Below are 12,879 nucleotides of genomic sequence, written 5' to 3'. Positions count from 1 at the left end.
ACACACCTGCCTTTAACTTACATTACAAGTATGTCCAAGGTTTATCCTTTCAAATCAATAAGTAATCCATTTCATTAGCTTTTTTGACCTCGTGTCAAAATATCCTTTTCCGTTTACCAATTCTCCCGACTGAAGCCGGAGTGTAAAGGAAACTCTTTGGACATATCCTGACGGGGGATCGGCGAGAAAATCCATATTCCCCTTCTGAAATCCAAACGTTCCTTTAGACGGGATTGTTCCTGACACCTGAGCCTGAGTTTCGAATTTCTTTACCGATGACAAGAAATAATACTCTTCCTGCAAAATAACGGCTGATTCGTGCGCTAGCTTTCTCTCCGACAGAAGCTTCTCCACCTCCATTGAAAAAAACAGCAGAAAAATGATCAACAGACATAATGTAAGGGGATAAGTGAAGCCTTTTTGGCTATTTTTCATGTGCTCTTATTCCAATCAATTAAAGAATAGGCGGTAACAGAATACTCTATTCCTTTTAAATCCTTTACCGTTACCTTTACGGCATTATTCACCAAAGCAAACGAATGCTGTGAAACATTCTGCAGGATAATTTCATGCCCCGTCGAGTTAACCCGTCTTCTTAAATTGCTGCCGTAAATTTCATAATAAATGGTTTCTCCGTCTTTTGTTAGGATCAGCCGATTGGAAACTACCTCTGCCTTGGTCGACCAGCGGATTTCTTTTTTTATTTGGCTGCAGAAAACCTCCCATTCCATTGCCTGAATACTCGCTTGATTCTCCTTATTGTCAAGAATAAGTTGAAAGAGAGGTGTCATATAAAAAACAATAATTGAAAAAATTACCAACGAAAACATTACCTCAATGAGCGTAAAACCTTTTTCATTCGAGACTGCCACAAATTTCATTTTCCAAATGTAAGGGCGTTTTTTCAACTTTAACGCAAACCTCCTTTTGCCCGAAGGAGTCCTTCCAAGTAATTTGATAACCAATCTCATTTTGTACCAATGTATAATTGGCAAATGTCCGATTATCAATTAATTTTGCCTCCAGTTCCTCATACATGATCTGCCTCATCTTTTTCTCAATCTGCAAATTTACGGATTGCTTTCTTAAATCCGTGACCGACGGAATGAAAACCAAACAAATCAAAAACATAGCTGATAAGGACAACAGTAATTCTAATAAAAAGAACCCTTTATTGTTCTGTAACATAAAACCGGCCTTTTCCAATTAAAATGGTCATTCGATAAGTCTTCTTCTCAGTTTCTATGAAGAAAGAACCAAATTTATTTACATTTCCATCAGGCTGAAATTTGAAATATAAGGGCATCGAACCTTCGATGATATGAAAACTTGAGGAGTAAGTTCTGTCGAGCAGATGCGGCTGGTCAGAGCGCAAAACAAGCGAGTATTTTGATTCGTTAGGCAAAATGACGACCGACACTTCCTGCTGGTGGGACATCGCATAGGACTGGGCATAAAATAAATCCGCTTTTAATTGGGTTAATAAGGCTTCATCCTCGACCATCGTATGCTGTGGTTTTAACGAAAAAACGGTTACCGAAGACAAAATCATGAAAATGGATAGGACTACTAATGACTCGGCTAAAGTGAAGCCTTGCTGGTTATGTTTCATTGGTTAGTGGTGATATCAGATGCAGTTTTTGTATCGATGGCATCTTCCAACGTAACAGAACCATCCGACCCAATCACAACTTCTTTTCCTGGGCAGCCCTTGGCATCTTTATTTATATATCCTGCACTTATTAGTTTTTCCATTGTTGCTGGTTCATTTTTTTCCATTTCATAGGCTTGTACCTGAGCCTCGACCATTTTCTGAAAGCCTTCACAGCCCTTAGTCTTTATATTTGCGTTATGTTTAGCGACGTTTGGAATTGTAATAATTAAAATTACAGAAATCACGAGCATAACAATCATCATTTCGATCAGTGTGAAACCAGCTTGTTTATCCCTTTTAATATTTTTCATTTTCCTAAACCTCCATTTTTTTAATTGTCTAGCTCAGCGCCTAGGGGCTCGCAGGTCTACAGCCAATCCGTCCTGAAGGTTACAAAACAACCTTCACGCCGGCTCGTCTTATGCCTGTCGCCCCTGTGCAAGGCGCTTCCGCTTTTCTAAATTCCATCAAGCATATGAAACATGGGTAAAAGGATCGCTAAATACATGGAAACAACTAATAAACCGATAAACAGATAAAGAATGGGCTGAATCGTCCGTAGGCTTTTTTCAATTAGTACTTCCAGGTTCATCACACAATGCTTGCTGAAAAAGAGCAATTCCTGTTCCAATTTGCCATTTTCCTGGCCGTGTTTAATAATCATCGGAAAACCCTTGTCAAAAAAAATCATCGAAGCCAATATGGTTTCTAATTTTTCGCCCGTTACAAGCTTGGCCTTAATTTCTTTACCGAGTTCACTGTAAAAAGGCTGTCTTTTGTTTACCTCAAAGAGACCCAAGCTCTCTGAAACTGAAATTCCGCCAGATAAAAGGAAGCTTAATTGAATGGAGAAATAATGAGTAAACAGCAATTTGAGGATTCTGCCGATAAAGGGCAGACGCACGAGCAGCATTCGCTGCTTTAAAATGGGATAGTTTCGGAAGATAAAATAATAATAAATTGCTGTTGCTAATAATAATGCAAGCAAAGCACCAATGACGATTGGGAAAATTTCATCGAAAGCATAGATGACCTTTGAAAAAAAATTCTCCTCCAAACCAAGCGATGAAAAAAGTTCTGTAAACCTTGGCAGCAATGTATTCTCTAGAAAAACGAAGAGAATCCCGGTAATAAAAAGCAACAATACTGGATATTGAAGCAATTTTAAAAGCTTATGCAGATCCTTCTCCTTTAACAATGCGAGACGGCTGCCCTCAAGCAGCGCTTCGGCAAAATTCCCATGCTGCTCAGCAAAGTAAACAAAACCGGTTAAATCCTTGTGAAAGCCAAGCCTTTCAAGGACCTCATGAAACGGCAGCCCGTTTTTTAAAACTGTTAATGATTGATATAAATCCTCCTTTCTCTTCTGAGGCAAGTACAATGCTATGGAATCAATTGCTTCGGCAATTGGATATCCCCGTGCCAACAGCTCGCCAATTTGTTTTAAGAAGTTGGCTTGCTCAGTTACAGACCATTTATGATTCTTCATCATAAACCAGCCTGTCGTATTCAGATTCCTGAATAAATCCTAAGGCAATCCCCTTTTTAATGACATCCCGGATTGTCCGATAACGGGTTTCAACCTTCTCTCCCTTTGCAGCTTTCATGGCGCTATTCAAATTTTTCCCCGCCAAAAGCTCAAACACACTCGCCCTCTTCCACCTTCCATACGAATAACAAAATGGAGTGCATTCACCCTCGCAAAATGGACAGGTTAATTCAACAAGTCTTTGGGCAGTCACCGCAATTAAGGTCTGTTCAACCTCCAGCCAATTCACTCCAAATTCGTGCAGGCGGAACACCGCTCCCTTCGCATCTCTAGTGTGCATTGTTGAAAGCACTAAATGCCCGGTTAAGGCTGCGCGTACAGCAATCCTAGCTGTTTCTGCGTCCCTTATTTCCCCGACCATTATGATGTCCGGGTCATGCCTTAAGATGGCTTTGAGGCCGGCCGCATAAGTGACACCAGCTTTTTCATTCACTTGTACCTGCAGAACGGAATCGTAATTTTTTTCAATCGGATCTTCGAGTGTTATAACATTGCGATGGAATAGGTGGGCGGTTTCATTTAAAAGGGAATATAAGGTAGTTGTTTTCCCTGAGCCAGTCGGTCCGGTAAAAATGATTAAACCGTGAGCATGTTTTAATAAAGCTAGAAGTTTTCTGGTCATTGCCGGGAATAAGGAAAGTTGATGAAAAGGGATTTGCTCCTGCTGGGGCAATAGCCTGATGACAAGGCTTTCGCGTGTATTGGATGGCAGGGTAGATAGCCTAAGCCCCATTAATTGTCCGTTAACCTCACAAAAAATTGCACCGCTTTGCGGACGTCTTCTTTCGCCGATATCCATATTCGCTTTAAATTTAAAATGGGAGATCAATTTGTCGCATTCATCTTTTGGAAGGGATAATCGAGGAATGAGTTTGTTGGTTAACCGGATTTGAACGAGTGTGTCATTCTGCCTGGGAATTATGTGAATGTCAGTTGCTTGGTTTCTTGCAGCGTCACGAATAATTCTGTCAGCTAACATTTCAATTGAACTAACAATGGGAATCACCGCCTTTAAATTTTCTTTTCTGATATTTCGACAGTCTTCTTACCCTTCCTTCTTTATTTTAAAAAAGTTTTTTTGTAAAGAAAAGGAGTATATTTCTAATTTTGTTACAATTTATCGTCAATAATTGTGAACATTTTCTAAACATATAGTGTTTACCTTGTTAACCTCATTCCCACTTTAGTATCGCTGTATTATAATGGAATAAATCATGGGGGTCCGAGGTGAAACGAGATGGAACAAACGTTAAAAATTACTAACGTGTTGTCAGATCCAACTAGATATTACATTTATCAATACATTACGAAACGCCACAAGGAAGTAACCGTTCAGGAGATCGCGGATAATTTCAACATCCACCCGAATGTGGCGAGATTGCATCTTTCTAAGCTCGAAGATGTGAATATGCTGGTTTCGGAAACAAAGAAAACAGGGAAAGGCGGACGGCCAAGCAGATTATATCGTTTGTCAGAGGATGTAATCCAGCTCCACTTCCCATTCCGCGATTATATGCTTTTATCAAAAGTGGCCATTCAAACGATGATTTCCCTTGGCGAGGCTGGAAGAGATGCACTTTATTTAACAGGGAAGCGTTTTGGGGTTGAAGTGATTGAACAGGAAAAAGCAAAAAAAGCTCTTGGCGATGAATTAAATTTTGATGAAAAGCTAAGCATATTAAAAAATGCAGCCACGCTGGCAGGCTTCTATCCGGAATTTGAAGCAAATGGAGATGAAACGAAAATTTATTTCTCGATTTTCAATTGCCCATTCAAAGAAATAGCGGAAGAACATACCGAAGCTGTCTGCAATATGCATCATGAATTTTTAAAGGGAATGTTTGAAGCTCTGTTCGATTCAGTTGACCTGATTGAAAAGGAAAATATGATTGCTGGCTGTGAAACTTGCTCTTATCAAGCATTTGTAACAAACTAATTCTGAAACCATTATTTACATTATTCCTTCTTTTACTTATAATATTGTAATGATGGTATCGAAAGGGTAAAAGGAGGGGATACATATGGACCGCATGTTCAGAGTATGTGGTTTCTGGACGGGCATTTTTACTGTGATGTTATATCTTGGCGATTTAAACAAAACAGCATTGCTTTTCCTAGCCCAAACAGGATTCTTCGTTCTACTTAGTTATCTTAAATTGTCTGAACGTATGTATATGTATGTGTTCGGAGCATATCTAACTATTTTCTTTGCTGGCTTTACATATTGGACTACGTTCATGATGCCGCTTGGTGGAGGCCACTAAGAAAAATAAAAACGCCGTTTCGATACGGCGTTTTTATTTTTGATTTTGAAATAAATTTATATCCCGCGTTACCATTCCTTTTTCCTGAATAACAATATGAAAATAAGAACTCATCCCACCCGGCATAATTAAACTGCGGATGGCCCGATTTCTTTTGCTGACCTCAGAAAATGGATTAGGGTCATAATGGTTCTCAAGCTCCTGAAGGATTCCTGCCTTCAACAGAAACTCATCCTGACGCAGCATGGTGACAAATTCTAACGCTAACTGTCTCCCTCTTTCAATCAGGTAGTCGAAATGGATATGCGTGGTGACATCCATCGCTCCAGGATTTTCTAAAATATTATCAAACATTCGATGCTGAAAAAATCCTCTCAGACTTCCGGTCGACCTTGCTGGATGCATCCATTCCTCGTTGGTATAGCCATAATCAGCCGTTACAATCAGCCCTTTTTTGATGGTAGTCGCGATGGAACCTAACATCTTCTTCATCGCTAATGGCACTTCAATCCGTTGCTTCTCTTTTAATTCCAGCCCGCTTTCCTGCAAAAATTGCAAAATAGCTGGATTGGTCAATGGAACCCCTTGCTCAACAAATCCTTCGTTTTGAATGCCTATCATAACCTCAAGCAATTCACCATTTATTTTTTCAATGACATGAACAGGGAGGGCATCGAAAAGCTCATTTGAAAAAATCATTCCTTCGAAGTCCTTTATAGCCGTTATATCCTCTACCTGAATAACTGAAGGATATTGATCTAATAAATTTTGTTGCAGTCTCCGATGGTAGGGGCTTGTTTCGACAATGACATATTGTAAAGGTCTTTTTATGGATTCCTGCCACTCCTGCAAAAAGGCATGGGCAAAGCGTCCGTTTCCTGCGCCAATTTCGCAAAAGGCATTAGGAAGTCCCGTTTTTTCGCAAACATAAGCAAACCATTTTGCCGCCAGCCTGCCATATATATCTGAAATATTGCTGGTTGTAATAAAATCACCCTGCCGCCCGATTTTCTGCTGGTCTCGCATGTAGTACCCATATTCCGGATGGTAAAGGGCAGCACTTATATAATCTGCATAGGTAATCAATTGGTTAGGTGAGTGTTGAATAAAGCTCTTTATGTACGAAATCATATTTTCTCCTTTTGAATTAACACTATTGACACGGTGTTAACTTTGGTATATTGTAAAGTTAGTAGCTTAACAATATCCCCTCCCATTATATGAATAGAACATCCCCCGAAAGACCCTTTCCTAAATGGAAAAGGGTCTTTCTATTTATTTCCGATGTCCTGCTCCAGGCTCGCACCGCTTTTCTTATTAAAATCCATTTAAAAAAGGATTGCTGTCCATTTCGTCTGCGATGGTGGTAACAGCTCCGTGACCTGACAATACATACGTTTCTTCTGGTAATATTAACAGCTTATCATGGATGCTTTTTAAAAGCTGGGTATGATTACCCCCTTGTAGGTCAGTACGTCCAATACTGCCTTGAAATAAGGCATCACCAGAAATCACAAACCCTTCCTTTGCAAAATAATAAGACACACTTCCTGGTGAGTGCCCAGGAGTATGATAAACGTGGAATGTAAATTCACCGATGTTCATTTCTCCTTCATCCTTGATTAGATGATCAGCTGCATTGGCTTTAATAGGTTCAATTAACGGGAAAAACTGTGATCCGTTTAGAGCTGGATCCCCTAACCACTTTTCTTCTTGTTTATGAATATAAACCGGGATTTGATAAGCGTTTCGGACGTCTTCAACTGCCCCAATATGATCAAAATGCGCATGTGTCAATAGCACGGCCAGCGGTTTTAATCCTCTTGTGTTTAAAAGATTCAACAGCTTTTTTCCATCACCGCCAGGGTCGACAATTAAGCATGTTTTATCTTTGTTTTCAACAATGTAACAATTTGTTTGAATGCTCCCTAAGGGAATTTGCTGCCACTTCATTACTTTACCTCCAATTTGGATTTGCATTAGAATTATTTTACACTATATTCATGTCTTGGAGAAAGAAATGAATTAAATACAAGGGGGAATGAGAATGAAATCGGCCTTTGCGGTTGAAGCTAAGGGAGAAATAGAATTTCTGCCTGAGATTAAAGAGTTAATATTAAAGGAGACAAACATAGCCTTCCAAAAAGATAACATGTTTATTTATCTACGTGCCGATGATGCGGATTATGCAAAAGAAATTTTAACGGCTGCAGAATTGTTTGAGGAACTGCATCAAGTCATCCTTACTAATAACGGAATAGCAGGACCGTATTTCGAGGATTTTGGCATTCAGTTATTAGACGATTGCTATTGTTTGTTTAAAGCAGATTTACTTTATTTCTCATTTACTGCAGGAAACCCAAATGATATTCAGATGGCCAAATATCAGGTAGAAGAGCATTTGGTGTTTGAAACCATCCATAATGAGACAGCTTTATTTTTTTCAGAGACACATAATAATGAACTGATTCAGAATATTGCTAAGGCATATAAAACTGTTCTTTCATTTACTATCGACAAATGAAAGAAAAAAATATAAAATAAGAAGCGAATGTATATAATATTGTTACATAATTTTCTAATCATGCAGGTAACTACCTAATTTTATTGGAAAAGGGGGATTATTCATGGGATTGGTCATCATTTTCGCGTTAGTAACCATTTTAGCAGCACTCGGTGGATTTCGTTCACTAAAGAAAAAAAATTTATTAGGTGCATTTTGGGGAATCGCTTCCTTTCTAGTTTTCGGCTGGTTCACCGTTATGACTCTTATCAACTCAGGTTACCCTACAGGAACCCACTAAAAAAGACTGCCCTTGGCAGTCTTTTTTATGATTATTCCTTGACCAAATCGAAAATTTTCTTGGTATTCAAATCAATGATTTTTTCAAACCGCTCTCCATATAGAATCGTTTTTCCTGATGGTGAAATCATTATTGGAGCATTTTTAAGGCCGGTTAAAATTTTTTGGCTGCTGTCTTTTTTCAAATCATAAGCAACAAGATTAAAACCTTCTGTGTACACATCAGCTTCCCCATCTTTTACTGCATTTAAAGTAATAAATTCCTTCTCCTTCTCGTTATAATCAAAATAAGGGACGAGCCAATCAGAATATTTCGTCAGCAGTGGGTTTGAAAAAGAATAGATTTCCTGCAAATCTTTATCCAAGAAAGAATAACGCGCTAATTGGTTTTGGTCATTTATCTCAATCTTGACAAGAAGATCTTTAAATGTTGAAAATTGTAAAACAGTTGGAAATAACGTTTTTTCCATCCCATTATTTAACCCTTTCTTAATCAGCGGAGCAAATAAAGAAGGATGTTCTTGATCCCAATTTAGAAAAGCAAGTTCATTTGCACCCATCCATTTATTAAATGGCTGCGGGAGTGACAATTCCTTTGTCTCACCAGACTTAAAATCCAATAGGAAAACGTTAAAATCCCAATCTTCACTGAAAGTTGATACAAGCACTTTTGAGTTATCATACGGATTCCACTCAAAGGATAACTCGTAGGATGGAAACGACTGCTTAAGTTTTTCATTTCCCTTCGTATCGATTATTGTTACTAAACCCTCGTAGGAAGATGGCGAAGAATGAATTAAAATAAAACTTTTGGAAGGACTAATTTGCGCGGTGACAATCGGAAATTCACTTTTGTAGATTAACTCGCTTTTCCCCGTCAAGAGATGATAACGATATACATTAGAAGATTGCCCGACATTGGTGATATAAACTATTTCCTGATCTGCCAGCCAGCCAATGCTTTTATAAAATTCACCATCCGGAATGGAAATGGGAAGCACCTGCTCATTACTTTTCTCTGTATTCGGTGCTTTCGGCTTCTCCGTTCCAGCAGAGCCTTTAGACTTTATCTGCTTATTGTCAGAACACGCACCGAGCAGGAGGGCTAAAACGATTAAAAACATGGTTATGGCTAAACCTTTTGGAGCACTTTCCTTTATTTGAATCACTTTTCCCCTCCCCTCCAATTTCCTCTCTATATTTAGTACGAAAAAACAGCCTATTTTGTTTCAATAATATTAACTTTATTACAAAAACAGTAAATGAAAACTCGCCGATTGGCGAGTCCGTTAGGACGAAGACAGAGGCGTAGTTGAATTTATGCGTTAAGAAAGTATAAAATTTCAGAGAATTTTATACTTTCTTATTAGCGAAAAAAGCCGCAGAAATTTCGGCTTTTTTCAAAAATTAAAAGCATCCTAATTATTTACAATTTATTTCTAATAAGCCAGGCTGCTCCTAGCACTCCAGCGTCATTTCCTAAATTCGCGATTGCCAGTTTGGTGGAGTTTCTGACAGGTGTAAAAGCAAACCGCCCAAAATTCTCGATTACAGGCTCTAACAGAATCTCACCTGCTTTGGATACACCACCGCCCAAAACGATTTTCTCAGGATTTAGCAGATTAGCAATATTGGCCAAAGCAAGCCCTAGATGAAAGGCAACCTCCTGAAGGATAGTAAGCGCCAGTTCATCACCCGTTCTTGCTGTATCAAAAACATCCTTTGCAGTTATCTTCCCATTTTTTGCATAAACATCCGCTAACGGACCTTTAACTCCATCCTTGTGAATTTCTGCAAGCGCCTGCCGCACAATTCCTGTTGCTGAAGCAACAGTCTCAAGGCAGCCCGTTTTTCCGCAATTACAAGGTGCCCCTCCGAACGGAATAGCAGTGATATGACCAATTTCTCCCGCGGCCCCGTTTACTCCCTGAACAATGTTTCCGTTTGAAATCACACCGCCGCCTACTCCAGTCCCCAGCGTGACACAAACCAGATTCTTCGCACCATTGCCGGCACCCTTCCACATTTCTCCCAAGGCAGCGCAGTTTGCGTCATTTTCAACAGCAGCAGGAAGTGATGTTGCGTTCTCCAGACTATCCTTTAGCGGAAAATTATCCTTCCAGCCCAGGTTAACTGTATTTAATATCACACCTGTTTCATAATCGACAGGGCCTGGAGCACCCATTCCAACCCCCGCCAATATATTTTTCGGCTGATTAAGCTCAAGCAGTTTTTCTTCTATCGATTTCGCAATATTACTCGTAATATACTGGCCCTCATCAGAATTATCGGTTGGGATTTCCCATTTATCAATAATTTCCCCATCCAATGTGATAAAAGCTATTTTCGTCGTTGTCCCCCCTAGGTCAACTCCCGCTATCCATTTTTCTGACAATATTCTCACCTATTTCTTTTGTCATTTTTCTTTTAAAAATTGGATTTCATGTCTTAAGATTAACAGGGCCGTTTGATATTCTTTAGGCTCCATAAGCTGAGACTGATACAGCTCTTTCAGTTCAGCCTCCATCAGCTCAAGATCTGCTACCCTGTCGCCAATATAAATAATGGTTCCAAACCTTTTTAGAAATTGTTGAATTTCATAAACCGTTTTCATCGTGGGTCTCCCTCATTCCTAGTCAACAAAAAGTATAACCTATGCCAAAATTGTCCTCAAGGCAAATCTATTCACTGCCTGATGTTTTTATCTGTTGATTAATTTCATCAACCAAATTTGTATATTCTTTTTGGTTCGGGTTTAATTTGACTGCTTTTTCAGCATTGAGTTTTGCCGCATTTAGATCATTTTCCTCAAGATTTATTAACGCCAAATTAAAGTAAGCTTGATGAAAATTCGGATCAAGCCGAATAGCTTTCTGCAAATGGAGTTTGGCGTCTGTAAGCATTTGCTTTTTTATTTCAACGTAGGATAAAAGAAAATAGGTTTTTTCTGTTTCGGACTTTGAACGATCCTCAAAACTTTTCAAAACACTGTATGCCTTATCGTAGTTGTTTTGTTTGATATACTCCTGCGCCAGCAGGATTTGCGAATCTTCATCCTGTTTTTGCCCTGCAGCACTAAATCCATAGTTTAAGGAGCCCCAAACAATACCTGCACTCATGATTAAAAAGATGAGCTGAAGCGGAAGCTTTGGCTTCTTCGGGAGATTGACCACACCGGCAGCCAGAAATCCTCCGGCCAAACCGCCTAAATGGCCGGCATTATCGATGCCAGATGCTGAAAATCCAAATACAAGATTGATAGCGAGAACGACAATTACATTTAGCCCCATCGTTCGAAAAAATAATTTTGGGTTCATCATGCCAAAATAAAGCAAAGCTCCGAAACACCCAAAGATGGCCCCGCTTGCTCCAGCAGATAAATGCGTACTAAACAAAAGACTCGCGATGACGCCAGCTACACCAGCAAATAAATAAATAAGGAAAAAACGGATTCTGCCGAAGATTTGTTCGACAGCCGTGCCCAAAAAATATAATGCCAAGGTATTCATCGCCAAATGCAAAAAACCGATATGAAGAAAAACAGGTGTTATGAATCTCCAGTATTCTCCTTCATATATTAGCTGATTAACCTTTGCCCCATATTTGATTAATGTCGAAGTATTTGTGCTTCCCCCATTTAATTCCATCCATATAAAAACGGCCAGCTGAATCACCATAAACACATAAGTAAAGAAAGGCTTGCTATAAGTGAGGACAGCCTTTTCCCTTTTTACTTTATTTACTGCCGTCCCTAAGGTTACTCTTTTCAGCTCTTCCACTTCATTTTCCGAATAATCGTTTTGGATATCAAAATGGATGTCTTTTTGCAGCCGTTCTGCAAGACCCTTCAAGCCTGTTTCCCATTCTCCCTTCGTTAATAGAAAAGAACTGACGGATGTTTTACTCCCTTCAGGAAAAAGGTAGGGATTCCTCAGCCTAAATTCATACTCATCGACAGGTGGAAATTCACTAATATAAATATTAGCGATATCCAGATGAGGGCGCCCTAACTGCTTGCGGATTTTTTCTCCATTGGCAGCCGCAAACTCGATATCTCTTTGCATAACATTGCTCCAATCAAGATTTTCAAGATGAACTCTAATGATTGGGGCTTTTTTGTTTTCTAATTTTTCCAGCCATATTTCCTTTTGGTTCTCAAATAATTGAATAATTCGATAGTCTTGTTCAGAAATAAAAGAAAAGACAAGCCTCCAAAAAATATATTTCTCTCGATTAATGGCTCTCCCCTGCTTTCTTTCATAACAATTATTTTATAAATATTTGTATTCATTTTTGCCGCGTTTCTTTCATTATAAACGAAACTAAAGGCTTTACCGTTTTATAAGGCCCTAAAAACATGAGATGTTGATTTTTTGTCAAAAATAAAAAACCATCTGTGGTTTTCACCATTCAGATGGTCCTCCAAATACTGATTGCATCATTCTTCGTTTTATTCCGGGCAGACTCATCATTGAGCTAACCGCAATTCTCCGCAACCAACCGGAAGAAAGGAGTGTGTTGATAATACGGTATCTAAACCTATAAGCAAAATAACCAAGCGAACCAATCATTATAATAGAAGTCAGCATTCGAGACATTTTTATCCCTC

The 12,879-nt window shown here is 39.1% G+C and carries 19 protein-coding genes; 4 read left to right on the top strand and 15 right to left on the bottom strand.

All coding sequences use genetic code 11. The features are described from left to right. Window positions 1–54: 54 nt before the first annotated feature. The 7 genes from comGG to comGA form a co-directional block, all read right to left on the bottom strand. Window positions 55–435 carry a competence type IV pilus minor pilin ComGG gene (comGG, locus tag KHB02_RS14015; RefSeq protein WP_213144862.1) on the bottom strand — a complete coding sequence of 127 codons (381 nt, stop codon included), beginning with the start codon at window positions 433–435 and terminating at the stop codon, window positions 55–57. Beyond that, window positions 432–872: a competence type IV pilus minor pilin ComGF gene (gene comGF, locus KHB02_RS14010; RefSeq protein WP_241113858.1), complete on the bottom strand. Its 441-nt coding sequence runs from the start codon at window positions 870–872 to the stop codon at window positions 432–434. The genes comGG and comGF overlap by 4 nt, the downstream gene beginning before the upstream one ends. Continuing rightward, entirely contained in the window at window positions 856–1,188 is a 333-nt protein-coding gene (gene comGE / locus KHB02_RS14005; RefSeq protein WP_241113857.1) for a competence type IV pilus minor pilin ComGE, read from the bottom strand. The genes comGF and comGE overlap by 17 nt, the downstream gene beginning before the upstream one ends. Beyond that, window positions 1,172–1,612, bottom strand: a complete 441-nt coding sequence (gene comGD / locus KHB02_RS14000; RefSeq protein WP_213144861.1) for a competence type IV pilus minor pilin ComGD — start codon at window positions 1,610–1,612, stop codon at window positions 1,172–1,174. Before comGD ends, comGE begins: the two co-directional genes overlap by 17 nt. Further along, window positions 1,609–1,965, bottom strand: coding sequence for a competence type IV pilus major pilin ComGC (gene comGC, locus KHB02_RS13995; protein WP_213144860.1), 357 nt, complete (start codon window positions 1,963–1,965; stop codon window positions 1,609–1,611). The genes comGD and comGC overlap by 4 nt, the downstream gene beginning before the upstream one ends. A gap of 146 nt (window positions 1,966–2,111) precedes the next feature. Beyond that, window positions 2,112–3,146, bottom strand: coding sequence for a competence type IV pilus assembly protein ComGB (comGB, locus tag KHB02_RS13990; protein WP_338088287.1), 1,035 nt, complete (start codon window positions 3,144–3,146; stop codon window positions 2,112–2,114). Continuing rightward, window positions 3,130–4,182, bottom strand: coding sequence for a competence type IV pilus ATPase ComGA (comGA, locus tag KHB02_RS13985; RefSeq protein ID WP_213145298.1), 1,053 nt, complete (start codon window positions 4,180–4,182; stop codon window positions 3,130–3,132). Before comGA ends, comGB begins: the two co-directional genes overlap by 17 nt. Before the next feature lie 258 nt (window positions 4,183–4,440). On the opposite strand from comGA, the gene KHB02_RS13980 reads away from it, so the two are divergent. Both KHB02_RS13980 and KHB02_RS13975 read left to right on the top strand, forming a co-directional pair. Continuing rightward, window positions 4,441–5,139 (top strand): helix-turn-helix transcriptional regulator, encoded by a 699-nt coding sequence (locus KHB02_RS13980; protein ID WP_213144859.1) that lies wholly within the window; start codon window positions 4,441–4,443, stop codon window positions 5,137–5,139. An 85-nt stretch (window positions 5,140–5,224) separates the two neighbouring features. Continuing rightward, the gene (locus tag KHB02_RS13975) at window positions 5,225–5,467 is read left to right on the top strand and encodes a DUF2626 domain-containing protein (protein WP_213120184.1); all 243 of its coding nucleotides are present in this window, start codon (window positions 5,225–5,227) and stop codon (window positions 5,465–5,467) included. Window positions 5,468–5,500: 33 nt separating this feature from the next. Here KHB02_RS13975 and KHB02_RS13970 read toward each other — a convergent pair whose 3' ends face one another. Both KHB02_RS13970 and KHB02_RS13965 read right to left on the bottom strand, forming a co-directional pair. Continuing rightward, window positions 5,501–6,598, bottom strand: a complete 1,098-nt coding sequence (locus KHB02_RS13970; RefSeq protein ID WP_213144858.1) for a class I SAM-dependent methyltransferase — start codon at window positions 6,596–6,598, stop codon at window positions 5,501–5,503. Window positions 6,599–6,784: 186 nt separating this feature from the next. Then, window positions 6,785–7,420 carry an MBL fold metallo-hydrolase gene (locus KHB02_RS13965; RefSeq protein ID WP_213144857.1) on the bottom strand — a complete coding sequence of 212 codons (636 nt, stop codon included), beginning with the start codon at window positions 7,418–7,420 and terminating at the stop codon, window positions 6,785–6,787. A 94-nt stretch (window positions 7,421–7,514) separates the two neighbouring features. On the opposite strand from KHB02_RS13965, the gene KHB02_RS13960 reads away from it, so the two are divergent. After that, on the top strand, window positions 7,515–7,991 hold the full coding sequence (locus tag KHB02_RS13960; protein ID WP_213144856.1) for a hypothetical protein: 477 nt from the start codon (window positions 7,515–7,517) through the stop codon (window positions 7,989–7,991). 103 nt (window positions 7,992–8,094) lie between these two features. After that, window positions 8,095–8,271 carry a DUF2759 domain-containing protein gene (locus KHB02_RS13955; RefSeq protein WP_213144855.1) on the top strand — a complete coding sequence of 59 codons (177 nt, stop codon included), beginning with the start codon at window positions 8,095–8,097 and terminating at the stop codon, window positions 8,269–8,271. A gap of 31 nt (window positions 8,272–8,302) precedes the next feature. Here the strand turns inward: KHB02_RS13955 and KHB02_RS13950 are convergent, their stop codons facing one another. The 6 genes from KHB02_RS13950 to KHB02_RS13930 all read right to left on the bottom strand — a co-directional run bounded on the left by KHB02_RS13950 (window position 8,303) and on the right by KHB02_RS13930 (window position 12,868). Continuing rightward, window positions 8,303–9,439: a YqgU-like beta propeller domain-containing protein gene (locus KHB02_RS13950; RefSeq protein ID WP_213144854.1), complete on the bottom strand. Its 1,137-nt coding sequence runs from the start codon at window positions 9,437–9,439 to the stop codon at window positions 8,303–8,305. A 257-nt stretch (window positions 9,440–9,696) separates the two neighbouring features. Further along, window positions 9,697–10,665: an ROK family glucokinase gene (locus KHB02_RS13945; RefSeq protein ID WP_213144853.1), complete on the bottom strand. Its 969-nt coding sequence runs from the start codon at window positions 10,663–10,665 to the stop codon at window positions 9,697–9,699. A 21-nt stretch (window positions 10,666–10,686) separates the two neighbouring features. Continuing rightward, on the bottom strand, window positions 10,687–10,884 hold the full coding sequence (locus KHB02_RS13940; RefSeq protein ID WP_213144852.1) for a YqgQ family protein: 198 nt from the start codon (window positions 10,882–10,884) through the stop codon (window positions 10,687–10,689). Between the two features lie 67 nt (window positions 10,885–10,951). Further along, a complete protein-coding gene (locus tag KHB02_RS13935) occupies window positions 10,952–12,334 on the bottom strand; it encodes a rhomboid family protein (RefSeq protein ID WP_241113856.1) in 1,383 nt (460 codons plus the stop codon). A gap of 223 nt (window positions 12,335–12,557) precedes the next feature. Continuing rightward, complete coding sequence (locus KHB02_RS29785; RefSeq protein ID WP_277398253.1) at window positions 12,558–12,680, bottom strand: hypothetical protein; 123 nt, start codon at window positions 12,678–12,680, stop codon at window positions 12,558–12,560. Next, window positions 12,674–12,868: a hypothetical protein gene (locus tag KHB02_RS13930; protein ID WP_213144851.1), complete on the bottom strand. Its 195-nt coding sequence runs from the start codon at window positions 12,866–12,868 to the stop codon at window positions 12,674–12,676. Before KHB02_RS13930 ends, KHB02_RS29785 begins: the two co-directional genes overlap by 7 nt. Between the last annotated feature and the right edge of the window lie 11 nt (window positions 12,869–12,879).

Origin of the sequence: Neobacillus citreus (assembly GCF_018343545.2) — a bacterium.
In the GTDB taxonomy this organism is placed as follows: domain Bacteria; phylum Bacillota; class Bacilli; order Bacillales; family Cytobacillaceae; genus Neobacillus; species Neobacillus citreus.
This window is presented reverse-complemented; position numbering and strand designations above follow the sequence as displayed.

What these genes read in the sequence shown, in the direction of transcription:
- KHB02_RS29785 (WP_277398253.1), bottom strand. Translation starts at nt 12,680, where the DNA reads ATGGTGAAAACCACAGATGGTTTTTTATTTTTGACAAAAAATCAACAT.
- KHB02_RS13940 (WP_213144852.1), bottom strand. Translation starts at nt 10,884, where the DNA reads ATGAAAACGGTTTATGAAATTCAACAATTTCTAAAAAGGTTTGGAACC.
- KHB02_RS13930 (WP_213144851.1), bottom strand. Translation starts at nt 12,868, where the DNA reads ATGTCTCGAATGCTGACTTCTATTATAATGATTGGTTCGCTTGGTTAT.
- comGC (WP_213144860.1), bottom strand. Translation starts at nt 1,965, where the DNA reads ATGAAAAATATTAAAAGGGATAAACAAGCTGGTTTCACACTGATCGAA.
- comGG (WP_213144862.1), bottom strand. Translation starts at nt 435, where the DNA reads ATGAAAAATAGCCAAAAAGGCTTCACTTATCCCCTTACATTATGTCTG.
- comGE (WP_241113857.1), bottom strand. Translation starts at nt 1,188, where the DNA reads ATGTTACAGAACAATAAAGGGTTCTTTTTATTAGAATTACTGTTGTCC.
- comGA (WP_213145298.1), bottom strand. Translation starts at nt 4,182, where the DNA reads ATGTTAGCTGACAGAATTATTCGTGACGCTGCAAGAAACCAAGCAACT.
- KHB02_RS13980 (WP_213144859.1), top strand. Translation starts at nt 4,441, where the DNA reads ATGGAACAAACGTTAAAAATTACTAACGTGTTGTCAGATCCAACTAGA.
- KHB02_RS13955 (WP_213144855.1), top strand. Translation starts at nt 8,095, where the DNA reads ATGGGATTGGTCATCATTTTCGCGTTAGTAACCATTTTAGCAGCACTC.
- comGD (WP_213144861.1), bottom strand. Translation starts at nt 1,612, where the DNA reads ATGAAACATAACCAGCAAGGCTTCACTTTAGCCGAGTCATTAGTAGTC.
- KHB02_RS13960 (WP_213144856.1), top strand. Translation starts at nt 7,515, where the DNA reads ATGAAATCGGCCTTTGCGGTTGAAGCTAAGGGAGAAATAGAATTTCTG.
- KHB02_RS13975 (WP_213120184.1), top strand. Translation starts at nt 5,225, where the DNA reads ATGGACCGCATGTTCAGAGTATGTGGTTTCTGGACGGGCATTTTTACT.
- KHB02_RS13935 (WP_241113856.1), bottom strand. Translation starts at nt 12,334, where the DNA reads ATGCAAAGAGATATCGAGTTTGCGGCTGCCAATGGAGAAAAAATCCGC.
- KHB02_RS13970 (WP_213144858.1), bottom strand. Translation starts at nt 6,598, where the DNA reads ATGATTTCGTACATAAAGAGCTTTATTCAACACTCACCTAACCAATTG.
- comGB (WP_338088287.1), bottom strand. Translation starts at nt 3,146, where the DNA reads ATGATGAAGAATCATAAATGGTCTGTAACTGAGCAAGCCAACTTCTTA.
- KHB02_RS13965 (WP_213144857.1), bottom strand. Translation starts at nt 7,420, where the DNA reads ATGAAGTGGCAGCAAATTCCCTTAGGGAGCATTCAAACAAATTGTTAC.